Here is an 11,775-nt window from a genome sequence, read left to right on the forward strand (position 1 = left end):
GCTCCACCCCGACCGGCTCGACCCCGAACAGCGCGCCCTGTACGCGGACATCACCGGCGGACCGCGCGCCGCCGGCCCCCAGCTGTTCGCCCTCACCGACCCGGCCGGACACCTCAACGGCCCCTTCAACGCGATGCTGTTCAGCCCCCGGACCGGCAGCGCGCTCCAAGGACTCGGCGCCACGATCCGCTACGGCACCTCGCTGCCGCCCCGGGTCCGCGAGACGGCCGTCCTCGTCGTCGCCGCCGTCTGGGACAGCGCCTTCGAGCGGTACGCCCACGAGCCCGTCGGCAGCGCGGCCGGACTGACCGACACCGAGATCCGCGCCCTGCGCACAGGCGCCGACCCACTTCTGACCGATCCCTTCGAGCATGCGGCCTGGTCCGTGGCCCGTACACTCGCGGCCCCGCCGCGCCACATCGACGACGCATGGTACGAGGACGCCCGCGCCTCGCTCGGCGAGACCGCACTCTTCGAACTGTCCACACTCGTCGGCTACTACGCGACGCTCGCCCTCCAACTTCGCCTGTTCGACGTCCCCGCGCCCGGCCCGCACCGGCACGACGCGCCCTGCGGGACACCGCCCACGGACGAGGAGTCCACACCGTGAACAAGATCTGCTCGACCGCGGCCGACGCGGTGCGCGACATCGACGACGGTGCCTCGCTGGCCGTCGGAGGATTCGGCCTCAGCGGAGTGCCGAACGCCGTGATAGCCGCGCTCCACGAACGGGGCTCCGCCGGGCTGTCGGTCGTCTCCAACAACTGCGGCGTCGACGGCGCCGGTCTGGGGATCCTGCTCGCCGCACGTCGCATCGCCCGGGTCACCGGTTCCTATGTGGGGGAGAACAAGGAGTTCGCCCGGCAGTACCTCGCGGGCGAACTGGAGGTCGAGCTGACCCCCCAGGGCACCCTCGCGGAACGGCTGCGCGCGGGTGGCTGCGGCATCCCGGCCTTCTACACCCCGGCCGGAGTCGGCACCCAGGCCGCCGACGGCGGACTGCCCTGGCGCTACGCCCCGGACGGCACGGTCGCTGTCGCCTCCCCGGCCAAGGAGACCCGCGCCTTCGGCCACCGGACGTACGTGCTGGAGCACGGCATCACCACGGACTTCGCACTCGTCCGCGCCTGGCGCGGAGACCGGCACGGCAACCTCGTCTTCCGCCGGGCGGCCGCCAACTTCAACCCGCTGGCCGCGATGGCCGGACGCGTCACCGTCGCCGAGGTCGAGGAACTCGTCGAGCCCGGCGACCTGGACCCGGAACACGTCCATCTGCCAGGGGTGTTCGTCCAGCGCGTGGTCCCCCTCACCCGTGAACAGGCGACCGCCAAAACGATCGAGAAGAGGACGGTGCGCGCCTGATGGCCTGGACCCGTGACCAGATGGCGGCCCGCGCCGCCGCCGAACTGACCGACGGTTCCTACGTCAACCTCGGCATCGGACTGCCGACCCTGATCCCCGGTCACCTCCCGCCCGGCGTGCACGTCGTCCTGCACTCCGAGAACGGCATCCTCGGCACCGGCCCCTACCCGGCCGAGCACGAGGTCGACCCCGATCTGATCAACGCGGGCAAGGAGACCGTCACCGTGCTGCCAGGAGCGTCCTTCTTCGACTCCGCACTCTCCTTCGGCATGATCCGCGGCGGTCACATCGACACCGCCGTCCTCGGCGCCATGCAGGTGTCGGCCTCCGGCGACCTCGCCAACTGGATGATCCCCGGCCGGATGGTCAAGGGCATGGGCGGCGCGATGGACCTCGTGCACGGCGCCCGCCGGGTCGTCGTCCTCATGGAGCACACTGCCAAGGACGGTTCGCCCAAACTGGTCAAGGACTGCGACCTGCCCCTCACCGGAACCAGCTGCGTGCACCGCGTCGTCACCGATCTCGGTGTCCTCGACATCACCCCTGACGGCCTCGCCCTGGTCGAGACGGCGCCCGGCGTGACGTACGACGAGATCAGCGCGAAGACCGCCGCATCTGTGCGGGCCCGCACAGATATCCGCTGACTGCCCCACCCACCGCCCCTCACCCAGCACCAAATGGAACCAGCCACCGACTTTCGGCTACTGCAACTCCTGGCCGCGGGCCCTGCGAGAAAACCCCTCCAAACAGGTGCAATCACGGTTGTCAAGGCAGTCCTGAAGCGTCGGCACTCACTCTCGTACGCCGCCATTGCGGCTCGCTCGCACCAAAGCCACCAACTGCCTCGACCGGTCCGCACCGATCCGCAACTCCTTCCGCAGCGACTCAGCCGAGACCGGACGCTGATGCCGATCCTGGTGCTGGGCATCGACCTGCCGGGCACGCTCCAACAGGGGATCCCCAAGAATTCGATCATCGACCCCGTCGACCTCGGCTCCTTCTCCGAGACGATGCTCCGCATCCATCTGCCCAGCCGGCCGGTGCGCCAACAACTCGACCGACAACAACAGCGCGACCGGCGGCCACCCCGCCACCAGCACGGCTTCCACGTCAGCGCCGGCGCCGCCGCAACATTCGCGGCCAGGGACACCGCGATCCCCGACAGAAAGGCAGACCATAGCGAGCCCAGTGCGCGGCGCGTACGGATGCCAGTGGGCTTCAGCAGGCCAACCGTGGCCAGGAGCAGTAGGCCGTCCACAGACAGCGGCCACAGTGAGGCGCTGACACTATCCGCGCCGCCCAGCAACGCGAACTCCCTCTGGTGCACGTACGACGCGTATGCAGCGACCCCGGCCACAACGAGAGCGCACAGCGGCCGGACCCACGCATCCAGATCGAAGCCCCGACTCCCGGCAGCCTCGTCCCGGACCTCGGGAACATCACTCATCGAACCCACCGCCCGGCGCCCGTCCCAGTGCACAACGCGTGCACACTTCTCCAGGAACTCCCGGGAACTCGCAGGTAGAAGCGGGAAGCCCACAGACGCAGGAAAGGGCCCCGACCGGCCCATAAGACCAGGTCAGAGCCCTGCTGGCAGACGAGTCGGGCTGTACGTCAGGAACACGGTGGGTATGCCGCGGAACTCGGGGCGCCCGCACAACGTACAGCGAACATCCCTCACGTACTCAGGCATTTTCCCCGCGCGCTCCCCCATCGGGCGGCCGTGACGATCAGCGTTTCTTGCGGCGTCGGGGCACGGCTGGTAGGACTGTGGCGCGCCGTCACCGTCACATGTTCGATTCTGCGGGGGTTCATGTGGTCGCCACGGCCTTCACGTCCTCGTCTCGGCGACGGCCGGACGCTCCGGACCCAACTCGGCGGCGAGTTCCGGCAGTTGCCCGGCGGGCCGCGCAGCACGGGCTGGCGCTGGCCGCTGTTTCGGTGACCGTGTTGCTGTGTGCGACGGCGTTGGCCGCGCTCGCGGCGCTGGCGGGGAGTTCGGTGCAGGCCGGGGCCGTGCGGCGGTTGGCCGCTGATCCCGACGCGCAGGTGAACGTCAACGCGGCCTACCGGGCCGGGGGGATGGCCGTCGCCGACCGGGATGTGCGGGCCGCCGCGGAGCGGGTGTTCGCCGGGGTACCCCAGCGGACGTATGTGGGGCTGCTGGGCACATCTCCGGTCTCCGTGACGGGAATTGACGGAGCCGAGGGGCCGCCCCGCGGGCCCGGGGGCAGCGGGTTGCATCCGGTCGCGGTCCAAGACGGGGGCAGGTTCGGGGAGTTGACGGCCGGGCGGTGGCCTGCCGGTACGGCTGATGCCCCGGCCGGTGCCTTCACCTCGCTGCCCGATGTGCCGGTCGCCACCGGGTCCACCGAGCCGGTCGACACGGCGGTGCCCGACGCGCTGGCCAAACGCCTTGGTATCGGGCCCGGTTCGAGCCTTCGGGTGCGGGACGCGTTCAGTCGCCCCATGACCCTGCGGGTCACCGGGGTCTTCCGGGCGACCGGTGCCGTCGGGTTCTGGCCCGCGATGGCCGGCGACCTGACCGAGGGCGAGACCGCCGACCAGGACCTGCTGGTGGTCTCGGCGTCGGCGCTCAACGGCAGCGCCGTCCTCAACGGCCACCTGACGGCCCACTGGAGCGTGCAGCCCGACCTCTCCCGGCTCGACGCGGACGGCCTCGCCGGACTGCACGACCGGCTGCGCGCCTTCTCCGGCAGCCAGAGCGGGGTGTCGGTGTTCGGCGGGCGGCAGCCGTCGCTGGACGACCTGACCGTGGCCTCCGGACTGCCGGGCGCGATCGACGACTTGACGGTCCCGACGGTCGCGGCCCGCTCCTCGCTGTACCTGCCCGGCGTGCTGCTCGCGGTCCTCGCCCTGGCCACCCTGGTGCTGGCCGCCCGCCAGCTGACCGAGCGCCGACGCGACGAGCTCGCCCTCCAACAGGCCCGGGGCGCGGGCACGTTGAGGTTGCTGCGCGGTGCGGCGGCCGAGTGGGCGCTCACCGGCGTACCGGCTGCCGTGGCCGCGCCCTTCCTGGCCGGGCTGCTGCACCCCGGCACCCGGGGCGCCGACGCGTGGGCGGCCGTAGGACTGACCCTGCTGGTGCACGCGGCGGCGGTGCTGCTGCCCGTGCTGCCGTCGGCGCGGTCGCGGCCGGCGCGCGGCGCGCGGGCCGCCGCCGCGCAACGGCTGGGCGCCGACCTGGCGTTGCTGGCCGTGGCGACCCTGGGGTACCTGGAGTTGCGGCGGCACCACTCGCTGATCGCCGACCTGGGTACCGGCAGCACGTCCGCGGACCCGGTGCTGGTCCTCGTGCCGACCCTGGTGGCGGGCGCCGCCGCGCTGCTGTTGCTACGGCTGCTGCCGCTGACGTCGCTGCTGCTGGACGCGTTCGGGCGGCGTAGCCGAGGGCTCGTACTCGCCCTGGCCGGCTGGCAGTTGAGCCGGCGGGCCGCGCGCAACGCGGGGCCGGTGGTGCTGATGTGCCTGGCCGTGTCGGTGAGCGCCTTCGCCACCACCGCGCTGGCCTGTCTGGGCGGACTCGCGTCCGAACAGGCCGCGTTCACGGTCGGCGCGGATGTGCGGATCGACCCGTCGGCGGACGACGGTTACCCCTCCGCCGTGCTGGGCGCCGCCTATCGCGCGCTGCCGGGGGTGACCTCCGTGACACCGGTGACGCGGTCGACGGTGAACCTGCCCGGCGGCGCCACCGAGGACCTGGTCGGCACGATCGGCGGGCCCGCGCCCCGCACCCCGTCACCGGTCGTCCCCGGCCTACGGCTCCCCGGGCGGCCGACCGCGCTGCTGCTGGACGAGCGGCTGCGCAGCGACGGCAACCGCGTGGCACCGAGCCTCGAACTCACCGTGCAGGACGCGTCCGGCCTGGTCAGCGTCGTATCGGCGCGCCTGCCCACCGCCGACGGGGAGCGGCACACCGTCGTGGTCCCGCTGGCCGTGGCGCTGAGCGGGGGCCACCCGCGGGCGTATCCGCTGACGGTGACCGCGGTCAGTGTCCTGCCGCAGCCGAACGTGCGTCCGGCGCGGCTGGACCTGGACCTGATGCGGATCGGCACGCGCGGCAGTGCGGGTGGTTCGGACACTGCGGACGCCTGGGTCTCCCAACTGCCCGGCGGGCAGGCCTGGTCCGACCGCACGGACCACGCCGCCGACTCCACCGAGGGTGCCTGCAAAGGGAAGTTGACCGACACCTACAACCCCGGTACCCCCGGGGTATGCGCGATCGTGCCCGGCGGCCCGGCCGTGCTCCGGACCACCGTCAGCACCGGCATCCGCCCCTCCCAGGCGATCTCGGACTCCTTCGGCGGCCTGTCCGACAGCGACTACGCCACCCGGCCCGGCAGCCAGGTACGGCTCGTGGCGGGCCCGGCGGGCGGTCCGGCACCGCTTCCGGTTCTCGCAGACACCTCCACGCTGCGCGCCGCCCGCCTGCACCTGGGCAGCACCACCACACTCGACCTGGGCGGCGGCCGGATCACCGCCAAGATCGTGGGCAGCGTCGACTCACCGCCCGGACTGGGCCGCGGCCAGGGCCACTTGATCGCCGACCAGCGCCGGCTCGCCACCGCGCTCACCCTGGCCGGCGCCGACCAGCAGGACCCCGCGTTCTGGTGGCTGAGCAGTACCGACAGCGAGCGTACGGCCGCCGCCGTCGAGGCCCAGCCCGCGCTGGGCGGCGTCACCACCACGGCACGCACCGCCGCGTCCCTACAGGCCGACCCGTTCCGCGCCGGGCTGCGCCGGGTGCTGGAACTGGTCCGCTATCTGGCCCCCGGTTTCGCGGTCATCGCCTTCACCGTGCACGCGGTGGTCTCCACCAGGCAGCGCCGCAAGGAGTTCGCCCTGCTCCGGGCGATCGGCGTCCGCGCCACCAGCCTGTCCGCACTACTGGGCGCCGAACAGGTGGGGTTGGCGCTGTTCGCCGTGGTGCCGGGGGCACTGATGGGGATGGCGCTGGCATCGGCGGTACTGCCGCTGGTCACGGTGGACGACAGCGGCCAGGCTCCCTATCCGCCGCTGCCGCAGGTCATTCCCTGGGGCACGGTGGCACTGACGGCCGTGGCAACTGCCCTGGCCATCAGCGCCGTTGTACTGGGGCTGGCGCGGCTGTTGGCCCGGGTGGATCTGGTGCGGGTGTTGCGGGCGGGGGAGGACCGTTGAGCGGGGAGCCTGATCGGAGGGGGCAGACGGTGAGTCAACCCGCGTGCACACGCGTGGAGTTGAGGCGGCCCGCGGAGCCGGGACGACCGGAGGGGTCGAACGGTGACGCAACCAGCAGGCAGACACGCGGAATTGATGCGACCCATGGGACCGGGCACGACCGGAAAGGCCCGACGGTGACCCGACCCACAGGCGGAGACGCGGAGTTGATGCGCCCCACGGGACCGGGACGACCGGAGAGGTCGACCGGTGACGCAACCAGCGGGCAGAAACGTGGAGTTGATGCGACCCATGGGGCCGGGCACGACCGGAAAGGCCCGACGGTGACCCGACCCACAGGCGGAGACGCGGAGTTGATGCGGCCCATGGGACCGGGCACGACCGAAGAGGGCGGACAGTGACCCGAACCATGGACACGCGCGAGGCGGTGACACGCCCCGTGAAGCCCCGTCCGGCCGTGACGCGGCGTCTGATTCGCAAGGAGACCCGCGGCGACCTGCCGATGCTGGTCTGCCTGGCGGTACTCGTCCTGGTGCTGACGGCGTTGTGCGCGTGGGCCCCCGCCCTCGCGGGCGGTCAGGAGGACCGGGCGCTGCGGCAACGTGTCGACGCCGCGCAGGCCCAAGCGCCGCTCATCAGCCTGAGCACCACACCGGAGATCTTCAACACCTCACCGCCCACCGTGGACATGGCCACCCTGCTCGCCGCCGGCCGCACCCTCACCGACCCGCTCAGCGGCGGAGCCGCGCGGCACCTGTCCTTCACCGGCGGCGGCAGCTACGACTACGACCCGGCGTCCCTCCTCTCCCCCCGCCCGGCGGGCACCAGCACCCAACTGACGGCCAGTTACCTGCCGTCCACGCGGACCCATCTCCGCTACGTCAGCGGTCACGCGCCCGCCGACCACACCCCGCCAGCCACCGCACCCCAGATCGGCCTGTCGCAGGCCACCGCGCAGGCGCTGGGCGTCCGGACCGGCAGCCGGCTGAGCCTGGAGTTCGCCAAGACGCCGGGGGCACAAACCTCGGCGCCACAAGCCGAGTTGGTGGTGAGCGGCATCTACCGCACCACGGCCACCACCGACGACTTCTGGACCGGCCGGGAGACCCTGGACCAGCCCTCGCGCTACCCGGCGGAACGCTCCACCGGCACCGTGCTCGCCGTCCGCGGCCTCGTCGGCCGCGACGCCGCCGACCTGTTGGCCGGCGCCGGGGTGGGCGGCCCCCGGGTGACCTGGCAGTTGCGCGCCGACCTGTCCGGGGCGGCGCTCGACCGGGCCCGCGCGCTGACCGGGCCGCTGTCCCACTACGGCGCGGACCTGAGCGCCGCCCTGTGCCAGGGCAGCGACTGGGTCACCGGCGACATCAGTTGCCAGATCGGCAGCCAGTCCACCCAGTCCCTGCTGGTGACCGACTCCCTGACCCCGCTGCTCACCACGTTCACGGCCCAGGACCAACAGGCCCGAGCCCTCGCGACATACGCCGTCGACGCGCTCGCCGCGGTCGCGCTGGCCACCGTCGCCGTAGCGGTACGCCTGCTGCTGCGCCGTCGGCAGCCACACCTGCGGTTGCAGCGCGCGCGGGGCGCGTCCACCGCCCGGCTGGTCCTGCTGCGCTGCGCCGTGGCCTGGCCGGTGGTGCTGATCGCCGCGTTGCTCGGCTGGGCGACCGGCCGGGCTCTCGCCCCCACCGGCACATCGGGCTCGCCTCAACCATTGCCCGCCGCCCTCGTCACCGTAGTGGTGCTGCTGACGGTGCCCCTGATGACCTGGCTGGCGGTCCGCGAACCCCGCCGCCCCGGCCGGCTCCGCCGCACGCGCCGCAGAACCGCCGTAGGCCGACGCGTGGTCCTGGAACTGACGGTGCTGCTCGCGACGACGGCAGGCGTGCTCGCGCTCCGCTCACAGGGCCCCGACGGAATCCTGGGCGCGGTACCGGTACTGGTGGCCCTGGCCGTCGTACTGATCCTGCTGCGTGTCTACCCGCTCGTACTGCGCCTGGTCCTACGGCAGACCCGTCGCGGCCGGGGTGTGGTGGGCTTCGTCGGCGCGGCCCGGGCCGCGCATGACGCCCCGGCGACCGGACTGGCCCTGTTCGTCCTGGTGTTGACCCTGGGCACGGCGGTGTTCGGGGGCCTTGTGCAGCGTACGGTCGACGACGGGCTGGCCACGGGGGCGGCGTGGACCACCGGTGCGGACGCGAGCGCGACCGTGGCGGGGATCGTGACGCCGGCCAGGACGGCGGCGAGTGCGGACAGGGCCGTAACTCCCGCCGGAACCGGGGCCGTTGCCGGAGCCGCAGCCCCCTCCGCCGGGACCACGCCCGCCGCCCCGGAGGCCGGCACCCCCACCGGAATACGCACCGCCCTCCAACACCTACGCACCCTCGACCTAGCGGGACAGACCGACGGCGCCGTCGTCTCCCAGGTCGCCGTGATCACCGTGGACCCCCGCCAACTCACCGTCCTCGCCCCGAAGTCACCGCTGGCCGCCGCCCTACGGTCCGGTCTGACCACCCCGCCGGGAACCCGGACCGGCGCGAGCACCCCGCTGCCGTCCTTCCTCTCCCCCGGCCTCCGGGCGAGCGAGCGCACCGGCGGCTTCACCACCACCATCGTGACCCAGGGCCAGCCCCCGGTGAACCTGACCCTCGAACCGGTCGGCACCCTCACCCCCGCCGAGCTGCGCGACCCCCTCCTCGGGCCGATCACGGCGCGGATCCCGGCCGGAACACCGATGCTGATCACCACTGCCGCCGCCGACCACCTACTCCCCCAACAGGCTTCCGGCAGCACCGTCTTGCTCCTCAAGGGCAGCGGTCCCACGGCACTGCGGTCGGCGGCAGCCAGAGCTCTCGGCCCGCTGGCCCAGATCCGCGTCCGCTCCGAGGCCCTGAGCACCCTGCGCGCGGACGGGCTCACTCAGGGCCTGGGCACGATCTACACGACCAGTTCGATTCTGGCCGCGCTGTCCGGACTGCTCGCGCTCGCCCTGGAGTTGACCCTCACCTCGCACGAACGCAGCCGCACCACCTCGTTCCTGCGCACGCTCGGACTCGGCGGCAAGGAGGCCGGGGCGATCCACTTCCTGCAACTACTGCCGCTGGCGGTGGCCTCAGCGCTGGGCGGCACACTGCTCGGCCTGCTCGAACCCCGGCTCCTGGCAGGGACGTTGGACCTACGACAGTTCACCGGCGGCCCGGCCCAACCGGCCCTGCACACCGACTACTCACTGACCCTCGCCCTCGTCGCCGGCGTGACCGCCCTGATCCTGGCGGCCGCGGCGACCGAGACGGTCCTCGCCCGCAGGCGCCGCCTGGGAGCCGTCCTTCGCCTGACCTGAACACCCCCTGAGGGCACGCCAGTTACCGCACACTCTCCGTACCGTCAGTACCGTCCGCCTCGGACTTCGCCCGCCGCGCCGCCTCGTCGGGCCACACGCCGATGTGATCGCTCTCCAGAGCCAGCCGCACCCGCTTGCGCAGATGCAGCCGCTCGGTGAACTCGCTCGGCAGTTGCAGCCGACCGCTGGCGTCCAGTACCGCGTACTCCTCTGCGGTGAGCACCTCGACGCCGTCCTCGTCGGTGGCGACCCGGCGCAACACCTCGGTGGACGTACGGCCGTTGCGGATTCGTACCGTCCGCTGGACCTGTTCGGACACCAGCGCGTCGTGGGTCACCACGATCACGGTGACGCCCAACTCCTCGTTGGCCCGGCGCAGCGCGGCGAAGACCTCGTCGCTGGTGGCGGTGTCGAGTTCGCCGGTGGGTTCGTCGGCGAACAGCACCCGGGGCTCGTTGGCATTGGCCACGGCGACCGCGACCCGCTGCTGCTCACCGCCGGAGAGCGTGTCGGGCGTACGGTCCCGGCAGTGGCCGACGGACAGCAGGTCCAGCAACTCCTCTGCCCGCGCCCGGCGTTGGGACCGCTTGATCCCGGTGTACGTCATCGGGAGCATCACGTTCTCGGCCGCCGAGAGATACGGCAGCAGGTTCCGGGAGGTCTGCTGCCAGACGAAACCCACGGTCTCCCGACGGTAGTCGAGGCGCTCGCGGCGCTTCATCGCCAGCAGATCGTGCCCGGCGACCTCGGCCGCGCCCGCGGTCGGCACGTCCTGGCCGGAGAGTATGCCCAGCAGGGTGGACTTGCCGGAACCGGAGGCCCCGATCACCGCGATCATCTCGCCCTGGGCGACGGCCAGATCGAGCCCCTGGAGGGCCTGCACCTCGACGCCCTCGGTCTGGTAGATCCGCACCAGGTTCTCGCAGACGACCAGCCCCTCCTCGCGCCGCGGTGCGGCGGCCGCGACGGCCCGTCGCCGCAGCTCGTCCAAGTCCGGTGCTCCGGTGGGCTGTTGATGAACTGCCACACGGTCCCCCGAGGAGATGAAGTGACGTCTGCGGATGTGGAGGATAACGATGTCGAACAGCCGCCAGGGTAATGCGGAAGCCCGCACAAGGGGCACGACCGGCCGGGCAGCCGGTCCCGTCAGTCGTCCTCGACGATCCGCCCGTCACGGAGTTCGAGCACCCGGTCGGCCAGCGCGAGGAGTTGGGTGTCGTGGGTGGCGACGAGCGCGGTGACGGACTCACTGCGGACGACGGCACGCAGCAGGTCCATCACGGTGAGACCGGTGTCCGCGTCGAGCTGGCCTGTGGGCTCGTCGGCGATGATCAGGGCCGGGTTGTTGGCGAGCGCGCGGGCGATCGCGACCCTCTGCTGCTGGCCGCCGGACAGCTCACCGGGACGCTGGTCCGCGTGGTCGGAGAGACCGACCAGGGACAGCAACAGGTCGACGCGGGCCTCGCGTTCACGGACCGGGACCTTCCGCAGGCGCAACGGCACCCCGATGTTCTCGGCGGCGGTCAGGATCGGGATGAGCCCGAAGGACTGGAACACGAAACCGATACGGTCGCGGCGCAGCGCCAGCAACTCGTCGTCACCGAGCCCGGCCAGGTCCGTACCGTCCAGGGTGATCCGGCCGGCGTCCGGAGTGTCGAGCCCGCCGACCAGGTTGAGCACGGTGGTCTTCCCGGACCCGGAACGCCCCCGGAGAGCGACGAGTTCACCGCGCGGCACGCTGAAGGAGACACCGCGCAGGGCGTGAACAGCCGTGTCGCCACTGCCATAGGTGCGGCGCAGATCCTCGACCACCACCATCGCGCCGCCCGCCGCCGCCCCGGCATCCGCAACAGCGCCGCGCCCACCGAACTGCTCGCTCACACGTCCTCCCC

8 protein-coding genes and 1 pseudogene are annotated in these 11,775 nt (G+C 72.4%); 5 read left to right on the forward strand and 4 right to left on the reverse strand.

Annotated elements, in window-relative coordinates:
* The 3 genes from AC31A1_RS35210 to AC31A1_RS35220 form a co-directional block, all read left to right on the forward strand.
* On the forward strand, nt 1-610 hold a 610-nt coding region (locus tag AC31A1_RS35210; RefSeq protein ID WP_489657209.1), incomplete at its 5' end, for a carboxymuconolactone decarboxylase family protein.
* Nucleotides 607-1,362 carry a CoA transferase subunit A gene (locus tag AC31A1_RS35215; protein WP_489657210.1) on the forward strand — a complete coding sequence of 252 codons (756 nt, stop codon included), beginning with the start codon at nt 607-609 and terminating at the stop codon, nt 1,360-1,362. The genes AC31A1_RS35210 and AC31A1_RS35215, both read left to right, overlap by 4 nt.
* The gene (locus AC31A1_RS35220) at nt 1,362-2,006 is read left to right on the forward strand and encodes a CoA transferase subunit B (protein WP_489657211.1); all 645 of its coding nucleotides are present in this window, start codon (nt 1,362-1,364) and stop codon (nt 2,004-2,006) included. Before AC31A1_RS35215 ends, AC31A1_RS35220 begins: the two co-directional genes overlap by 1 nt.
* A 147-nt stretch (nt 2,007-2,153) precedes the next feature.
* Here AC31A1_RS35220 and AC31A1_RS35225 read toward each other — a convergent pair whose 3' ends face one another.
* Together AC31A1_RS35225 and AC31A1_RS35230 are read right to left on the reverse strand one after the other, a co-directional pair.
* Nucleotides 2,154-2,471 carry a hypothetical protein gene (locus tag AC31A1_RS35225; RefSeq protein WP_489657212.1) on the reverse strand — a complete coding sequence of 106 codons (318 nt, stop codon included), beginning with the start codon at nt 2,469-2,471 and terminating at the stop codon, nt 2,154-2,156.
* A gap of 71 nt (nt 2,472-2,542) precedes the next feature.
* Nucleotides 2,543-2,932 (reverse strand): annotated as a pseudogene (locus AC31A1_RS35230) (DUF2637 domain-containing protein); the annotation flags it as partial.
* Between the two features lie 371 nt (nt 2,933-3,303).
* Between AC31A1_RS35230 and AC31A1_RS35235 the strand changes: the two are divergent.
* Both AC31A1_RS35235 and AC31A1_RS35240 read left to right on the forward strand, forming a co-directional pair.
* The gene (locus tag AC31A1_RS35235; protein WP_489657213.1) at nt 3,304-6,543 is read left to right on the forward strand and encodes an FtsX-like permease family protein; all 3,240 of its coding nucleotides are present in this window, start codon (nt 3,304-3,306) and stop codon (nt 6,541-6,543) included.
* A gap of 457 nt (nt 6,544-7,000) precedes the next feature.
* Nucleotides 7,001-9,883, forward strand: coding sequence for a hypothetical protein (locus tag AC31A1_RS35240; protein WP_489657214.1), 2,883 nt, complete (start codon nt 7,001-7,003; stop codon nt 9,881-9,883).
* Nucleotides 9,884-9,905: 22 nt separating this feature from the next.
* On the opposite strand, the gene AC31A1_RS35245 is transcribed toward AC31A1_RS35240, so the two are convergent.
* Both AC31A1_RS35245 and AC31A1_RS35250 read right to left on the reverse strand, forming a co-directional pair.
* Nucleotides 9,906-10,874, reverse strand: coding sequence for an ABC transporter ATP-binding protein (locus AC31A1_RS35245; protein WP_489657215.1), 969 nt, complete (start codon nt 10,872-10,874; stop codon nt 9,906-9,908).
* A 155-nt stretch (nt 10,875-11,029) separates the two neighbouring features.
* Nucleotides 11,030-11,701 carry an ABC transporter ATP-binding protein gene (locus AC31A1_RS35250; RefSeq protein ID WP_489657216.1) on the reverse strand — a complete coding sequence of 224 codons (672 nt, stop codon included), beginning with the start codon at nt 11,699-11,701 and terminating at the stop codon, nt 11,030-11,032.
* Nucleotides 11,702-11,775: the final 74 nt, after the last annotated feature.

The sequence above is a fragment of the Streptomyces sp. P5F9 genome (assembly GCF_057961495.1).

Coding starts and splice junctions, on each gene's coding strand:
- AC31A1_RS35220 (WP_489657211.1), top strand. CDS start 1,362: ATGGCCTGGACCCGTGACCAGATGGCGGCCCGCGCCGCCGCCGAACTG.
- AC31A1_RS35250 (WP_489657216.1), bottom strand. CDS start 11,701: ATGGTGGTGGTCGAGGATCTGCGCCGCACCTATGGCAGTGGCGACACG.